This is a genomic window from Pseudomonas sp. Leaf129, assembly GCF_001423465.1.
In the GTDB taxonomy this organism is placed as follows: Bacteria; Pseudomonadota; Gammaproteobacteria; order Pseudomonadales; family Pseudomonadaceae; genus Aquipseudomonas; species Aquipseudomonas coleopterorum.
The window spans coordinates 34,284-49,078 of sequence record NZ_LMOC01000001.1 but is presented as its reverse complement, the minus strand read 5'-3'; the positions used below and the strand labels follow the sequence as shown (position 1 = coordinate 49,078).

The following is a 14,795-nucleotide window of genomic DNA, read 5'->3' as shown; positions in this document are numbered from 1 at the left end:
CCGCTGATATCGGGTTTGCCAATCACCGTGCAAAAAGCTGACCAAGTGATCAGGAACCGTCAATAGCGTAAATCACGCCTGCCGGTGCAGCGAAGGCGGCCCATGATCGGCGTCAAACCAGTGCGGCAATGTTGAATGCGCACCGGTTTGTAGCATCGAGACTCAACGCAAAAGGTTGTTCTTTGCCAGGTTCACCAGCTCCTTGGCGCGCCCGTCAAGCACCGCGCGCATCATGAACAAGCCAAAGCCCTTGACGTTGGCCGCGGTGATTTCCGGCGGCATGATCAGCTCCTGACGTTCGCTGACCACGTCCACCAGCACCGGTCCATCGTGCTCGAACGCTTCGACCAGGGCCGCGCGCAGATCCTGCGGCTTCTCCACGCGAATACCCTTGATGCCCATGCCTTGGGCGAACGTGGCGAAGTTGGGGTTCTTCAGCTCGCAGCCGACGTCCACCAGACCACTGGCCTTCATTTCCATCTCAACGAAGCCCAAGGTGCCATTGTTGAGCACGATCACCTTCACCGGCAGGTTGGCCTGGCTCAGGGTCAGGAAGTCCCCCATCATCATGCTGAAGCCGCCATCCCCGGACATCGACACCACCTGACGCTGCGGGTAAGCCGCCTGCGCACCGATGGCCTGCAACATGGCATTGGCCATCGAACCGTGGTTGAACGAGCCGATCAGACGGCGCTTGCCGTTCATCTTCAGGTAGCGCGCGGCCCAGGCCGTGGGCGTGCCCACGTCGCAGGTGAACACAGCGTCCTCGGCTGCCAGCTCACTGACCAGTCGGCTGACGTATTGCGGATGGATGATGGTGCTGTTCGGACCGCTCTCGGCGAGGTCGTCGAGGCCCTTGCGCGCGCTGTCGTAGTCCGCCAGCGCCTTGTTCAAGTGCATGGTGTCCGTGCGCTCCTCCAGCCGTGGCAACAGTTGCTGCACGGTGTGCTTGATATCACCGATCAAGCCGATGGCCAGCGGGCAACGGTTGCCCAAGGCTTCAGGCTGCAGGTCGATCTGAGCGATGCGCGAATGTTCGGGAAAGAACTGCCGATAAGGGAAGTTGGTACCCAGCATCAACAGGGTGTCGCACTCTTTCATGGCATTGAAGCCGGAGGCGAAGCCGATCAAACCAGTCATGCCCACATCGTAGGGGTTGTCGTACTCCAGATGTTCCTTGCCACGCAGCGCATGCACGATCGGCGCCTTGAGTTGCTTGGCCAGGGCGACGACTTCGCTGTGGGCGCCTGCGCAGCCAGCACCGCACAGCAGCGTCACGCGCTTGCCGCCGTTGAGAAACTGGGCAAGTTCGTCGATTTGTGCGGGCTCGGGCACCACGACCGGCTTCGGTGGTGCGATCCACTGGCTCACCGTAGCTTCAAGTGGGCTCAATGCCACGTCACCCGGAATCACCACCACCGCCACACCGCAGCGACTGATCGCCACGCGCATGGCGCGCTCGAGAATCTGCGGCAATTGCTCGGCACGCGACACCAGCTCGACATAGTGGCTGCAGTCCTTGAACAGTGATTCCGGGTGGGTCGCCTGAAAGTAGTCGATACCGATTTCACTGCTGGGGATGTGCGCCGCGATGGCCAGCACCGGCACACCGCTGCGGTGGCAATCGAACAGGCCATTGATCAAGTGCAGGTTGCCCGGGCCACAGCTGCCGGCACACACCGCCAGTTCACCGGTAAGGTGGGCTTCGCCACCGGCAGCGAACGCACCGGCTTCTTCATTGCGCATGTGTATCCAGTCCAAACCGCCCAGCCGACGCATCGAATCGGTAAAACCATTCAATGAATCGCCGACGACGCCATAGACGCGCTTGACGCCGGCTTGCTTGAGAGTATTGACCATGAAATCGGCTGCGGTAGGCATTCGGCGCTCCTTCGAAATATAAGTTCAAGGATCTGAGTGCCGGGCTGCCGACGGTGTTCCAACCGATTTATTAACAAAAAGATAGGTTGGGGGTTCGCTGATGTCTAAGCGCAGACCTTTAAGCTCGGCTTCTAAAGGGCAGCCGCGCTGAGCGAGAGAGGTGTTCAAATGCAAGAAGGCCCGACGGATGCCGGGCCTTCTTAATAAGCGTTAGCGAAAGCTTGAACGAACTATCAGTTCAGCAATTCCGCTGGCACGGTGCCGCCGTTTTCGGCGAGCTTTTTCATCACAGCCGAATGCAACCAGGTGTTCATGGCCGCGGAGTCATCGGTCGAACCGGTGTAGTGCAATTCTTCGGCAAGTTCCTTGCGAGCGGTCAGACTGCTGTCCAGACCCAGCAGTTTCAGCAAATCGACGATCGAAGTGCGCCAGTTCAGCGTCTCGCCGTGATTGGCGGCCAGCGCTTCTAGTTTTTGAGCCACATCCACCTGGGTAATCGGCGCAGCCGAAGGCTGGTTGGTCACGGTGGTGGTTGGCGAGGCACCTGGCGCCGGGGCGGCAGGGGTTTGCGTAGAAGCGTCTGCGTCCGGAACCGCGTGCTTGCCGATACCCAGTTTCTCGAGGATGCTGCTAAAAAAGCTCATTTCGTATCTCCAGATTTCTTGGCTGCTGCCGTGGATTCGACAGCCTACTTAAGACCTGACCCCCCGGGTTGCCGAAAAGTTTTATCGAATCGGCGACATTCCCCACACCCACCCTCCTGGAGAGGTGAATTAAAGTGTTAAAACACGTTATTTAGATGTGGCGTGAATGCGCGTACTGCGCCAGAATCCTTCCTCGATACCTTTACCGTTCTTATCCACGATCCATACCACGATCCATGCCTGGGGATACCAATGTCCAAACTTGCTGAATACCGTCAACTCGAACGTCATCTGGCCGAACAACTTGCCGCACTCGAAGCCATGAAAGGCGACAAGGGTCTGGAACAGGAAATCGAGTTCGAAACCAAGTTGCGTGCGTTGTTGGGCGAATACAATAAAAGCCTCAAGGACATCGTTTCCATTCTCGATCCGCAGCATGGCGGCAAATCGACCAAGGCCCCTGCCGCACCCGAGAAGGCAACCCGCAAGCCGCGCTCCTTGAAGACCTACAAAAACCCGCATTCGGGTGAAGTCGTCGAAACCAAGGGCGGCAATCACAAGACGCTGAAAGAATGGAAAGCCGAATACGGTTCCGACACCGTCGAAAGCTGGTTGAGCTAGGGTCAGCCGAGGAAGCGGAGTTTACGGGTTGTAAATGAGCATTCCGAGGCTGTTTTCAACGCAGCATCACCGAGTATCAAGGCTTTTCACACAGAGCCTAAGTCACACCCACCGGCAAGCGGGACCACGCGGCCCGCTTGCCGGACTGCCCCTTCCCTTCCGATACCCTCCCTTCCGAAGATTGCCGATGTATCCCACCACGCCCGATGGACGCTATTTCGTAGTACGCGGTCGGCTTTGGCGCTGCAGCAATCCTGCCCTTCCCGAAAACGTGCGCCAGCATTGGGTCAAAGCGCTGATGGATGCCCGGCGAGCCGTCAAGGCTGCCAAACACGCCGAAGATCCCCAGGCGCTGAAACAGGCGCGTGCGCAGGTCGATGCTGCCAAGCAGGCCTTGGGCGAACGGGGCGAAGTGTGGTGGACCGACGGCAGCGCCGACATGAATCGACGCATGGCGCGCAATACCGTTTATGCAGATTGGTACGCGGGGCTGGATGAAGCATCGCTGAAGTAGCGCGCCACGGCAAGGCTGGACCGCGCCGAGAGTACCCCGGCGCGGCACACAGCGATCAGGTGCTGACGGTTGGTACGCCATCCATCAGCTTTTCCAGGGTGATCGGCAAGTTGCGCACCCGCTTGCCAGTGGCATGGTAAACCGCGTTGGCCACCGCAGCCGCCAGCCCGGTCACACCAATCTCACCGACCCCACGCGCACCGTACTCGTTGAGGTTGTAGTCCGGGTAATCGAGCAGAATCACATCGATCTCCGGCTGGTCGGCATGCACCGGCACTACATATTCGGCATAGTTGTTGTTCACCGGCATGCCATTGCGCTCGTCGTAGTCGGTGGACTCGAACAACGCCATGCCGATGGCCATGACGATCGCGCCTTCGACCTGATTACGCGCGGTCTTGCCGTTGATGACCTTGCCGACGTCGATGGCGCTGACCACACGAGATACCCGCAAGCGCGAGATGCCCGGATCCCAGCGAACCTCGACGAAATGCGCGCCGAACGAACTGAAGGCGTGCTTCTTGGTGTCGGCCATTCCGGTATGGGCCTCACCCTCGGCACTGGCGATCTTGAGCTTCTTCAGCACTTCAGCGAATTCCAGGCTGGTCGAGCCGTCCTGCAGACGACCGTTGCTCACCGTGATCGCTTCCGCCTTGGCATTGGGCAACCCGCCCTCCTCGGAAGCGGCAAAGCTCTTGAGTTGGGTAAGCGCTGCACGGGTGGCCTCGGCCACAGCGGGCAGTGCGCTGGCCGTCATCCAGGAGCCGCCGGAAACCGGCGCGGGTGGATAGGACGAATTACCCAGCTCCACCGTGATCCTCTCCAAAGGCAGACCGGTGATGTCGCTGACGCACTGGGCAAGCACCGTATAGGTACCAGTGCCGATATCCTGGCCACCGCAATACACCACGGCACGGCCGTCGGCAGTCAGCGAAACCCGCGCTTCGCAGGGCGTGCGGAAGGCATCCCAGTTGCACTGTGCCATGCCGTAGCCAACGATTTCATGGCCATCGCGCATGCTGCCGATACCGGGCTTGCGATTGGCCCAGCCAAAACGTTCCGCACCTTGAGCCAAGGCTTCGCGCAAATGGTTGCCCGACCAAGGCAGGTTTTCCTGCTCGTTCTGCTCGGCCCAGTTCAACTGACGGAACGCCAGCGGGTCCATCTTGCAGCGCTCGGCCAGCTCGTCGATGGCCGACTCCAGCGCGAACAGACCGGGTGCCGCACCCGGCGCACGCATCGAGGTCGGTGCCCCACGGTTGACCTGGACCGTGCCGTGGGTGACCTCGACATTGGCACACGAATACAGGCTGGCACTCATGCCCCCGCAGTTCTCGACGTACTGGTCACCAATGCCAGTGGTGTTGAGCGATTCATGCCGCAGGGATACCAGCTTGCCCTTGCCATCGGCGGCCAGGCGCATGCGCTGCCGGGTTTCCGGACGATGGCCCACGGTGGTGAACATCTGCGCCCGTGGAATCACCAGCTGCACGGGGCGACCGACCACCTTGGCAGCGGCGCAGGCCGCGACCGAGTGTGGCCAGATCCACAGCTTGCCGCCGAACCCCGAACCAATGAACGGCGCGCGAACTTCGACGCGTTCGGTCGGCAGGCCGAAAATCTGCGCCAGTGTGTTGCGATGGACTACTACCGACTGGGTCGATTCGTACACCACCAACTTGCCGTTGTCCCACATGGCCACGGTGGCGTGCATCTCCATCGGGTTGTGGGTTTCCACCGGCGTCGTGTAGGTGGCATCGACCGTCTGTGCACCACCGTCGAACGCATCGGCCGGATCGCCGCGCTTGTGACCCTGCCCACCATCGGCAGCCGCCTTGCGCTTCAGACCCTGCTCCAGATTGGCTGCGGCGGCACTTTCGCTGTAGCTGACCTTGACCTTGTAGGCCGCCTCACGGGCGTGCTCGAACGTGTCGGCCACCACCAGCGCCACGAACTGACCGGCATAGCGCACCACGTTGTCTTCGAAAGGCAGCCGTTTTTCATCGGTACGTGAGCCCGACAGCACGCCGGCCAGGGAAAACGGCACGGGCGAGGTATGGAACGCTTGGGGAAAATTGCCGTGGTGCAGAATTTCCAGCACGCCGGGCGAGCGCCGTGCAGCATCGATGTCCAGGGACTTGATCGAGCCACTGGCTACGGTGCTGTAGACACCGTAGGCGAAAACCATGCCCTTGGGCTGATGGTCGGCTGCATAGTGCGCGGCACCGGTGACCTTCAGGCGACCGTCGACGCGGCGTGGGGATGCCCCCATGATTGACTCGCTCATGCGATGGCTCCTGTGCCCAGTGTGGTGAGGTTGCGCACGATGGCCTGCTGCCCCAGCGGGATCTTGTAGGCATTGTGGGCATACGGCTTGGCGCCTTGCAGGGCAATGGCTGCGGCCTTGGCAAAATTCTCCGGGGTCGCCGCCGCGCCACGCAGCGCACGCTCGGCTTCGAGCGCACGCCACGGCTTGGTGCCGACGCCGCCCAAGGCAATGCGCGCCTCACGGATGACCTGACCGTCCATCACCAGGATCACCGCGCTGGAGGCCAGGGCGAACTGGTAGGAAGCCCGATCACGCAGCTTCAGGTAGGCGGATTTGCCGCCCGCCAAAGGCGCGTTCAACGTGACATGCGTGATCAACTCGTCAGGCTGCAGGGCGTGTTCTTTCCAGGGCGTTGCACCCGGTAGCAGATGGAAGTCCTGGAAGTCGATTTCCCGTTTGCCGTTGGGACCCTGCACCTGAACGGTGGCCCCGATCGCCGCCATGGCCACGCACATGTCCGAAGGGTGGGTGGCAATGCACTGATCGCTGGTGCCCAGTACGGCGTGCACGCTGCGGTTGTGCCCGCCGATGGCAGCGCAGCCGGATCCGGGTGTACGTTTGTTGCAGGCAGAAACGCCGTCGCGGAAGTAGTTGCAGCGTACTCGTTGCATGACATTGCCGGCCGTGGTGGCCTTGTTGCGCAGTTGCGTGGTGGCTCCCGACAGCAGCGCCTGGGACAACACCGCGTAGTCGCTCTTGATGCGCGGATGATTGGCCAACCCGGTATTGGTGACCATGGCCCCAATGCGGGTGCGACCGTCACTCAAGGTCTCGACCTGATCCAGCGCCAGGGCATGCACATCGATCACTCGATCGGGCTGCATGATGTCGATCTTGACCAAATCCAGCAGCGTCGTACCGCCGGCCAGAAACGCCGTGGCTTCATTGCGGGCATGGGTGGCAACGGCCTGTTCGGGGCTGGTTGCGCGGGTGTATTCCAAGGCTCTCATCAGCTGGCTCCCTGTACTTTGCCACGGGCATCCTGCACGGCGGCGAGGATGTTCTTGTACGCGCCACACCGGCAGATGTTGCCGCTCATGGCTTCGCGCACGCTGGCGTCATCGGCACCGATGTTCGGGTCCTTGATGATCGCCGCGGCCGTCATCATCTGGCCCGAGGTGCAGTAACCGCACTGAAACGCGTCGTGGGCCCAGAAGGCTTCCTGAATGGGATGCAACTGACCATTGCGCTCCAGCCCCTCGATGGTGGTGATTTCGTCACCCTGATGCATGGCCGCCAGAGACAGGCAGCTGTTCACCGGCTGGCCATTGATGTGCAAGGTGCAGGCGCCGCACTGGCCATGGTCACAGCCCTTCTTGGTGCCGGTCAGCTGCAGGCGATCGCGCAGCACGTCCAGCAGCACGGCATTGCCAGGCACATTGAGGGTGTGCGGCTGGCCGTTGACCTTGAGCGTGATCCGCTGCTCGCCCTTGGCCAGCGGCTTTTCGCTGTCATCGATGGGCGCCAGCTGCGCGGCCTGGGCCCAGACCGGCGCAGTCGCAGCCGCCATACCCGATATGCCCATGGTCCGCAGAAAGTTGCGGCGCGACGGCGTGGTCAGTTCCTTGAACAGCTCGCCGGAGCCTTCGGGATCTGAGGAAGTTTTTTCGGTCGGATCGGTCATGTAGCGGTCCTCATCTATTTTTTTATGTCACGAATCACGGTCTTGCTGTGCCTAGTGCAGACATCTGGAGGGCACCATTGGTTGATGTCGTACGTCAGGTCGGTTCGCGGTTTGGTTTCAAAGCGTGTCGCACGTCACGCGCCGCCGAGGAGACCGCGCCCGTCACAGTCCTGCGAACGCAATCAGCACAAAGACTTTCAGTATGCATTCGGCCACAACACGGCCCTTGCCCAATCGAAGCGCGTTCTTGCCTATTCCAATGAAAGAATCCAATGAAAGAAAGCCGGCCTAGCCCTCGCCACGCAGGACAGCGATGTCACGCTTGGGCGGCGCGCCGAACAGACGACGGTATTCACGACTGAACTGTGATGGACTCTCATAGCCGACCTTGAACGCCGCGCTGGATACGTCCTGATGTTCATTGAGCATCAAACGCTTGGCTTCGTTGAGCCGAAGCCATTTTTGATACTGCAACGGACTCATCAAGGTGAGCTGCCGGAAGTGGTGATGAAAGGTCGGAGTGCTCATCTGGACCTTTGCCGCCAACTCGTCGACACGCAGCGGCGACGTATAGTTGAGCTTCAACCAATCGATGGCCCTGCCGATTCGATACCCCTGCCCATCCACCGCAGTGATCTGCCTGAGCCTTCCGGTCTGATCACTCTGCAGCAGGCGGTAGTGAATTTCACGCTGTATCAACGGCGCCATGACCGCAATGGATTCCGGCTCATCGAGCAACGCCAGCAAACGCTCCAGCGAACTGAGCATCTGCACAGTCACCGACCCGATACCCACGCCCCTGACCCTGCCCCTGACCCGGTTCCGATCGCGGGCCGCGGGCAGATCGCTCAACGCGATCAGCTCGGCGAGCATGCGCACATCGAGCCTCAACGCCAGCCCCAGGCAGGGCTTGTCGGGACTTGCGACGAGCACTTCGGAGTTGGCCGGCAGATCCAGAGACGTGATCAAGAACCTCGACGTGCTGTATTCGTAGCCCTCTCCGCCCACCCACAGACGCTTCTCGCCCTGCGCCACCAGGATGATGCTCGGCTCCACCATGCAGGTCACCGGCGGTGCGGGATGATCACGTCTGAAAAGCCCGAGGCCGGGAATGTCCGTGGGGTAATCACCTGGGCTGGCGATGCGCGAACCGATCATGCGGGCCAGCCTTTCTGGCGCCGATACCGGCTGGAAAACTGTGTCGACTGTGTGGGTCATATGCACCTCGGGCTCCTGCAGTGACTTTAACCCGCGCTTGACTGTTCGTCCTGCCTCGCCCTGAACACTCATCGAATCAGGCAAGTAATCCAGTGAAATGCGCTACAGACCGTCTCATGAGCGCAGGAGAATGCACATCCGAACACTCATTGGATAGGCAACATCGGATGGAAAGGTCTCCGAAACCTGTTATTCAGTCCCCCCAATCCTGGGGTGCCGTATTCGCCATGTCACTGGCTGCCTTCGTACTGGTGGCCTCGGAATTCATGCCCGTCAGCCTGCTCACCCCCATCGCCTCGGATCTGCACATCACCGAGGGCCAGGCGGGTCAGGGCATTTCCGTATCGGGCCTGTTTGCCCTGTTCACCAGCCTCTTGATCGCATCGGTCGCCGCACGGGTGGACCGCAGACCACTGCTGGTTGCCCTCACCGTGCTGATGATCGTCTCCGGCGCAGTGGTGGCGTTCGCCCCCAACTATTGGGTATTCATGATCGGCCGGGCCGTGATCGGCATCGCGATTGGCGGATTCTGGTCCTTGTCGGCAGCCACCGCCATGCGCTTGGTGCCGCAAGAGCAGATCACTCGGGCCATGGCCGTCGTCAACGGTGGCAACGCACTGGCGACTGTAGTCGCGGCCCCTCTGGGCAGCTTTCTCGGCGCCCTGATCGGCTGGCGCGGCGCGTTCCTGTCGCTGCTCCCCATCGCCGTCGTGGCCTGTGCATGGCTGCTGGCAAGCCTTCCTTCCATGAAACCGCAAGGCGGATCGAGCGGCAGCAATGTGTTCCCCTTGCTGAAAACTGCACCCGTCGCCTTGGGTATGCTCGCGATCAGCGTGTTTTTCATGGGCCAGTTCATGCTGTTCACCTACCTGCGCCCGTTTCTGGAAACGGTCACGCACGTCAGCGTTTCCACTCTCTCATTGATGCTTCTGGGACTGGGGGTGGCCGGGCTGGCCGGAACGTTCCTGATCGAGGCCTTCCTGAAGCATGGGCTGCACCGCACGCTGATCGTCATTCCCCTGCTGATGTCAGCGGTGGCCTTGGCGCTGGTTGCCTTCGGCAGTTCACCAACGGTGACCGCTGTACTGCTCGGTTTTTGGGGGCTGGTGGCGACGGCCGCACCGGTGGGCTGGTGGACCTGGCTCGCGAAGACACTGCCGGACGACGCCGATGCCGGCGGCGGCCTGATGGTGGCGATCATCCAGTTGGCCATCGCCTCTGGCGCCATCTTCGGCGGGCTGATCTTCGACGCAAGCGGCTACCGTGCAACCTTCGAGTCCAGCGCAGCGTTGCTGGCAATGGCCGCGATTCTGGCGGCAATTGCAGGACGCGCCACATCCCGTGCATCGGCTTTCAGCCGCGCGGCAACGGACTAAGCGCCAGATCACTGCCCGCCCTAGCCCAGAACGCTTCGGCCGACTGGCCCAGATGGCCTTTTGGCCGAGTCAAATGAATCTCCAGCGGTATGTCCCAGTCTTCGTCGAGCGCCCTGACCAGCCGGCCTTCCTGAACTTCCTGCTCCGTCAGGCTCTTGGGTAGCCAGGCGACGCCTTTGCTTTCCAGCGCCATCGACATCAGCACGGCCGCGAGATGACTGCTGAACAGAGGCTGCAGATGAAGGTAGTCCTCCTTGCCCCGAAGGCGGTGAGCAACGATCCGCCCCAGACCTGATTGATGGGTATAGGCCAGGTAAGGAAGTGCCGCCGGCGACGTACCGACATGAACGCCGGCACTGGCGAGCGGTACCAGAACATCCTCACCCACCTTCTTGCTGACGAACTGGTCGGGAGCCAGCAGCGGTGGGACGTCGGGGTGACGATGGCAGAGCAGAAACTGAACCTGGCCGTGTATCAGCATCTGCTCGCAGACGGCCATGCTGTCGGAATGAAGCTGCACCGCTTCGATCGGCGCACCGGTTTCGGAACTGCGCAGCCACTTGGGGAAAAACGTGAACGACAGCGAATGGGTCGCAGCGAACTTGAGTGACCGGGCCGACACGCCCGCCACTTCCTGAGCCTCGTTGCGCAGCCGGTAAAGGTGCCGGGCCGCCTCCTGGGCGCCGGGTAGAATCTTGCGCCCTGCCTCCGTCAACGTCGCGCCATGGGGCGTGCGCACGAGCAATTCCACACCCATCCAGTTTTCCAGCGAACGGACCCTGCGGCTGAAAGCCGGCTGGGTGATGTGACGTGCTTCGGCGGCGCGCACGAAGCTGCCGTATTCGGCAAGCGCCGAAAGATCTTCAAGCCAGACGAGTTCCACAGGCCATGCCTTCTGTGCATAGGGTTCGGCATTAATAGCATTGGGCGGGTGACTGCGCAAAGCATAACGTGAGGCCACAACCAACAAGAGGAACCCTCCATGCGCATCGTGGACATTCGTGAAAAGACCGTCTCCATTGCCTCCCCCATTGCCAACGCCTACATCGACTTCTCCAAGATGACCTGCTCGGTGGTGGCCGTGATCACGGACGTGATTCGCGATGGCAAGCCGGTGATCGGCTATGGCTTCAACTCCAATGGTCGTTACGGTCAGGGCGCGCTGATGCGTGACCGCTTCCTGGCACGCATCGCCGAAGCCGATCCCGACACCCTGACCGATTCGGCAAACGACAACCTCGATCCGTTCGCCATCTGGAAAACCCTGATGACCAACGAAAAGCCGGGCGGTCATGGCGAGCGCTCGGTCGCCGTCGGCACTCTGGACATGGCGGTGTGGGATGCGGTCGCCAAGATCGAAGGCAAGCCGCTGTATCGCCTGCTGGCGGACCGCTACCGCAATGGCGTCGCGGACGACAAGGTCTGGGTCTACGCGGCGGGTGGTTATTACTATCCCGGCAAGGACCAGACCAAGCTCAAGGCCGAGATGCAAAGCTATCTGGACCGCGGCTACGACGTCGTCAAGATGAAGATCGGTGCCGTACCGCTGGATGAAGACATCCGCCGTATCGAAGCCGTTCTCGAGGTGGTAGGCGATGGCCGTCGACTGGCCGTGGATGCCAACGGCCGCTTCGATTTGCAGACCGGCATCGCCTATGCCGAAGCGATCAAGCAGTACAACCTGTTCTGGTATGAGGAAGTCGGTGATCCGCTGGACTACGCCCTCCAGGCCGAACTGGCCAATCATTACGAACTGCCAATGGCCACCGGCGAGAACCTGTTTTCCCATCAGGACGCCCGCAACCTGCTGCGTCACGGTGGCATGCGCCCTGATCGCGACTACCTGCAGTTCGACTGCGCGCTGTCCTACGGGCTCGTGGAATACATGCGCACCCTGAAGGTGATGGAAGAGCTGGGCTGGTCTTCGCGTCGGGTGGTGCCGCACGGTGGCCACCAGATGTCGCTGAACATCGCCGCCGGCCTGCACCTGGGCGGCAACGAATCCTACCCGGATGTGTTCCAGCCATTTGGCGGCTTCGCCGACGGCATCCAGGTCGAAAACGGTTATGTCGGCCTACCGGACATTCCGGGCGTCGGCTTCGAAGCCAAGTCGGCCCTGTACGCCGTCATGCGCGAACTGGGCGAAGGCTGACCGCCGCCCTTCTGCGGCCTGCCCAGAACAGGCCGCAGACGCCGGCGTCGGACACCGACGCCACGCCACACGCCCATCACAACAATAAAATGAGGTGCTCTCGTGGAAGTCTCCAGATCTCGCTGGTACGGCCAGCTGTATGTCCAAGTGTTGATCGGCATCGTCATCGGTGCCGCCATCGGCTATTTCGCCCCCAACATCGGCGCCAAGCTTCAACCCTTTGCCGATGGTTTCATCAAGCTGATCAAAATGCTTCTGGCACCCATCATTTTCGGTACCGTCGTCGTCGGCATCGCAAAAATGGGTAGCATCAAGGAGGTTGGCCGCATCGGCGTCAAAGCCCTGATCTACTTCGAGATCCTCTCGACCATTGCGTTGGTCGTAGGCTTGATCGTGGTCAATATCGTCAAGCCCGGCGTCGGCATGAACATCAACGTCAATGCACTCGACGCCAGTGCCATCAACAAATACAGCCAGGCGGCCAGCGAACAAGGCGGTACGGTCGAATTCTTCCTCAACATCATCCCGCACACCTTCGTCGGTGCGTTTTCCAACGGCGTGATGCTGCAGGTCATACTGCTGTCGGTACTGATGGGCATCGCGCTGGTTCAATTGGGCGAAGTCAGCAAGCCGCTGATCAATACCATCGATCTCTTCCTGCAAGGGCTGTTCAAGATCGTCGCCATGGTCATGCGCCTGGCGCCGCTCGGCGCAGGCGCCGGCATGGCGTTCACCATCGGCAAATACGGCATCGGCACCTTGCTGTCCCTCGGCCAGTTGCTGGTCGCGCTCTATATTACGACGCTGATATTCATCGTGGTCGTGCTGGGCGCGGTAGCCCGCTGGTCGGGGATGCCGTTGATGCAGTTTCTGCGCTACTTCAAGGACGAAATACTCATCACGCTGGGCACCTGCTCCACCGAAGCGGTATTGCCGCGCATGATGGTCAAGCTGGAGAAGCTGGGTTGCAGGAAATCGGTCGTGGGCATGGTCCTGCCTACCGGGTACACGTTCAACGCCGACGGCACTTGCATCTACCTGACCATGGCAGCGATCTTCATCGCCCAGGCGACCAATACCCCCCTGACGTTCGCCGACCAGATGATTCTGCTGGCCGTGTTCCTGCTGACATCCAAAGGCTCGGCGGGCGTGGCAGGTGCCGGGTTCGTCACGCTGGCGGCTACGCTGACCACCATTCACTCCATCCCTCTGGTCGGTCTGGTGCTGCTGCTGGGTATCGACCGGTTCCTCAACGAAGCCCGCGCGGTGACCAACCTGATCGGAAACGGCATCGGCACCATCGCGATTGCAAAGTGGGACAACTCGTTCGACGTCGAAACCTGCCAGCGTGAACTGGCAGCCATGAAAGACGAAAAGGCCGCGAAAAAAGCGCTGCTGGCGCAAAAGTGAGAGGCCGTGCTCGCCACGTCTGGGCATCACGACTCATGGCGCAGGACCGTTGAGTACACCGATTAAACGTTGTTACAACTCACTAGGCCATGACGGTCTGGTTTTTGGATGCCCTTAAAGGCTGACGACAGATAAATAATCGCACGTAAAAATGGTGTCCCAGGCGGGGTTCGAACCTGCAACCTTCCCCTTAGGAGGGGGATGCTCTATCCAATTGAGCTACTGAGACACACAGCGGCGTACCGGGCGGCACGACGAACGGCATGCATGTTACCCAGCCAGGCCCGGTTTGTCATGCAGCATGGAAAGGATTTTGCCTTGTTGAGTCGTTCGAAAACCCAGCTTCGGCGTTCATGCATTTTGCAATACTCAACAGCACTCGGCAGTGCAGGATGCAATATCAAATTGCCCTGAGCACTGTGCATACCGCTGAAATCACTGAGTTTTTCCCAATCTCTGAAGTTGGCACGCCGCCTGCTATATTCGATGCTGAACCACGCTTCGACATTCAGGCTGCGGAGAATTTCAATGAACAGCGTACTCTTGATGGTCAACGCTATGACATTGGTCATCCTCATTGGCTTTCAGTTCCACAGCCAGACCACTGATCCTGCACTGGTCCATGTCGATGCCGCTCGCTTTATCCCCGCCCCCGTCGCTCGCGTTGCGTCTTCCAGTACCGAGGCGCCGCTCACGGCCGCCAAGGGGGTCAGCGAGCCCGCCACGACCCAGCGCACTGAACGCTATACCTTTTAAGGAGTTGCAGATGTCGAGATATGCCTTGGCATTCATGTTGATTGCCATAGCCTGTTGGACCAGCGCATTCGCGTTCGGACAACACACGTCTGCCTTGGGGATCGCGTTGCAAGCCATGGGCGGTATCGCAAGTCTTGCGTTATTGCTGGCCCTGATCAAAGGTCGCAGGATCAAATTCGATCCCCTGTTACGCTAATCGCCTACAAGATCGACACCTCTCGACAATCAATGCTAGCAAATGGCCCAGATGTCACTATGCTACCCCCCAAG

Annotated in this window: 14 protein-coding genes and 1 tRNA gene; 7 read left to right on the top strand and 8 right to left on the bottom strand. The window is 60.5% G+C overall.

The window, feature by feature from the left end:
• Nucleotides 1–162: 162 nt before the first annotated feature.
• On the bottom strand, nt 163–1,881 hold the full coding sequence (gene poxB, locus ASF66_RS00235) for a ubiquinone-dependent pyruvate dehydrogenase (protein ID WP_056842231.1): 1,719 nt from the start codon (nt 1,879–1,881) through the stop codon (nt 163–165).
• 233 nt (nt 1,882–2,114) lie between these two features.
• Nucleotides 2,115–2,525: a DUF3597 domain-containing protein gene (locus ASF66_RS00230; RefSeq protein ID WP_056842230.1), complete on the bottom strand. Its 411-nt coding sequence runs from the start codon at nt 2,523–2,525 to the stop codon at nt 2,115–2,117.
• A gap of 252 nt (nt 2,526–2,777) precedes the next feature.
• On the opposite strand from ASF66_RS00230, the gene ASF66_RS00225 reads away from it, so the two are divergent.
• Both ASF66_RS00225 and ASF66_RS00220 read left to right on the top strand, forming a co-directional pair.
• Complete coding sequence (locus ASF66_RS00225; protein ID WP_049859873.1) at nt 2,778–3,146, top strand: histone-like nucleoid-structuring protein, MvaT/MvaU family; 369 nt, start codon at nt 2,778–2,780, stop codon at nt 3,144–3,146.
• A gap of 187 nt (nt 3,147–3,333) precedes the next feature.
• The gene (locus ASF66_RS00220) at nt 3,334–3,660 is read left to right on the top strand and encodes a hypothetical protein (RefSeq protein ID WP_056842229.1); all 327 of its coding nucleotides are present in this window, start codon (nt 3,334–3,336) and stop codon (nt 3,658–3,660) included.
• 55 nt (nt 3,661–3,715) lie between these two features.
• Here ASF66_RS00220 and ASF66_RS00215 read toward each other — a convergent pair whose 3' ends face one another.
• The 4 genes from ASF66_RS00215 to ASF66_RS00200 all read right to left on the bottom strand — a co-directional run bounded on the left by ASF66_RS00215 (nt 3,716) and on the right by ASF66_RS00200 (nt 8,831).
• Nucleotides 3,716–5,947: a xanthine dehydrogenase family protein molybdopterin-binding subunit gene (locus tag ASF66_RS00215; RefSeq protein WP_056842228.1), complete on the bottom strand. Its 2,232-nt coding sequence runs from the start codon at nt 5,945–5,947 to the stop codon at nt 3,716–3,718.
• Nucleotides 5,944–6,939 (bottom strand): FAD binding domain-containing protein, encoded by a 996-nt coding sequence (locus ASF66_RS00210; RefSeq protein ID WP_056842227.1) that lies wholly within the window; start codon nt 6,937–6,939, stop codon nt 5,944–5,946. The genes ASF66_RS00215 and ASF66_RS00210 overlap by 4 nt, the downstream gene beginning before the upstream one ends.
• Nucleotides 6,939–7,514, bottom strand: coding sequence for a (2Fe-2S)-binding protein (locus tag ASF66_RS00205; protein WP_236690495.1), 576 nt, complete (start codon nt 7,512–7,514; stop codon nt 6,939–6,941). Before ASF66_RS00205 ends, ASF66_RS00210 begins: the two co-directional genes overlap by 1 nt.
• Before the next feature lie 387 nt (nt 7,515–7,901).
• Nucleotides 7,902–8,831, bottom strand: coding sequence for an AraC family transcriptional regulator (locus ASF66_RS00200; RefSeq protein WP_056842226.1), 930 nt, complete (start codon nt 8,829–8,831; stop codon nt 7,902–7,904).
• 227 nt (nt 8,832–9,058) lie between these two features.
• Between ASF66_RS00200 and ASF66_RS00195 the strand changes: the two genes are divergently transcribed.
• Entirely contained in the window at nt 9,059–10,207 is a 1,149-nt protein-coding gene (locus tag ASF66_RS00195; RefSeq protein ID WP_082484322.1) for an MFS transporter, read from the top strand.
• On the opposite strand, the gene ASF66_RS00190 is transcribed toward ASF66_RS00195, so the two are convergent.
• A complete protein-coding gene (locus ASF66_RS00190) occupies nt 10,185–11,090 on the bottom strand; it encodes a LysR family transcriptional regulator (RefSeq protein WP_056843384.1) in 906 nt (301 codons plus the stop codon). The genes ASF66_RS00195 and ASF66_RS00190 overlap by 23 nt on opposite strands.
• A gap of 99 nt (nt 11,091–11,189) precedes the next feature.
• On the opposite strand from ASF66_RS00190, the gene ASF66_RS00185 reads away from it, so the two are divergent.
• Both ASF66_RS00185 and dctA read left to right on the top strand, forming a co-directional pair.
• Nucleotides 11,190–12,359, top strand: coding sequence for a mandelate racemase/muconate lactonizing enzyme family protein (locus ASF66_RS00185; protein ID WP_056842224.1), 1,170 nt, complete (start codon nt 11,190–11,192; stop codon nt 12,357–12,359).
• 102 nt (nt 12,360–12,461) lie between these two features.
• Nucleotides 12,462–13,769 (top strand): C4-dicarboxylate transporter DctA, encoded by a 1,308-nt coding sequence (gene dctA / locus ASF66_RS00180; protein WP_056842223.1) that lies wholly within the window; start codon nt 12,462–12,464, stop codon nt 13,767–13,769.
• A 152-nt stretch (nt 13,770–13,921) separates the two neighbouring features.
• Here dctA and ASF66_RS00175 read toward each other — a convergent pair.
• A tRNA-Arg gene (locus ASF66_RS00175) sits at nt 13,922–13,998 on the bottom strand.
• 299 nt (nt 13,999–14,297) lie between these two features.
• On the opposite strand from ASF66_RS00175, the gene ASF66_RS00170 reads away from it, so the two are divergent.
• A complete protein-coding gene (locus ASF66_RS00170) occupies nt 14,298–14,525 on the top strand; it encodes a hypothetical protein (RefSeq protein ID WP_056842222.1) in 228 nt (75 codons plus the stop codon).
• Nucleotides 14,526–14,535: 10 nt separating this feature from the next.
• Complete coding sequence (locus ASF66_RS23060; RefSeq protein ID WP_056842221.1) at nt 14,536–14,721, top strand: PA3371 family protein; 186 nt, start codon at nt 14,536–14,538, stop codon at nt 14,719–14,721.
• Nucleotides 14,722–14,795 lie beyond the last annotated feature (74 nt).

Coding starts and splice junctions, on each gene's coding strand:
- ASF66_RS00215 (WP_056842228.1), bottom strand. CDS start 5,947: ATGAGCGAGTCAATCATGGGGGCATCCCCACGCCGCGTCGACGGTCGC.
- poxB (WP_056842231.1), bottom strand. CDS start 1,881: ATGCCTACCGCAGCCGATTTCATGGTCAATACTCTCAAGCAAGCCGGC.
- ASF66_RS00205 (WP_236690495.1), bottom strand. CDS start 7,514: ATGGGCATATCGGGTATGGCGGCTGCGACTGCGCCGGTCTGGGCCCAG.
- ASF66_RS00220 (WP_056842229.1), top strand. CDS start 3,334: ATGTATCCCACCACGCCCGATGGACGCTATTTCGTAGTACGCGGTCGG.
- ASF66_RS00210 (WP_056842227.1), bottom strand. CDS start 6,939: ATGAGAGCCTTGGAATACACCCGCGCAACCAGCCCCGAACAGGCCGTT.
- ASF66_RS00195 (WP_082484322.1), top strand. CDS start 9,059: ATGTCACTGGCTGCCTTCGTACTGGTGGCCTCGGAATTCATGCCCGTC.
- ASF66_RS00185 (WP_056842224.1), top strand. CDS start 11,190: ATGCGCATCGTGGACATTCGTGAAAAGACCGTCTCCATTGCCTCCCCC.
- ASF66_RS00170 (WP_056842222.1), top strand. CDS start 14,298: ATGAACAGCGTACTCTTGATGGTCAACGCTATGACATTGGTCATCCTC.
- ASF66_RS00230 (WP_056842230.1), bottom strand. CDS start 2,525: ATGAGCTTTTTTAGCAGCATCCTCGAGAAACTGGGTATCGGCAAGCAC.
- ASF66_RS23060 (WP_056842221.1), top strand. CDS start 14,536: ATGTCGAGATATGCCTTGGCATTCATGTTGATTGCCATAGCCTGTTGG.
- ASF66_RS00225 (WP_049859873.1), top strand. CDS start 2,778: ATGTCCAAACTTGCTGAATACCGTCAACTCGAACGTCATCTGGCCGAA.
- ASF66_RS00200 (WP_056842226.1), bottom strand. CDS start 8,831: ATGACCCACACAGTCGACACAGTTTTCCAGCCGGTATCGGCGCCAGAA.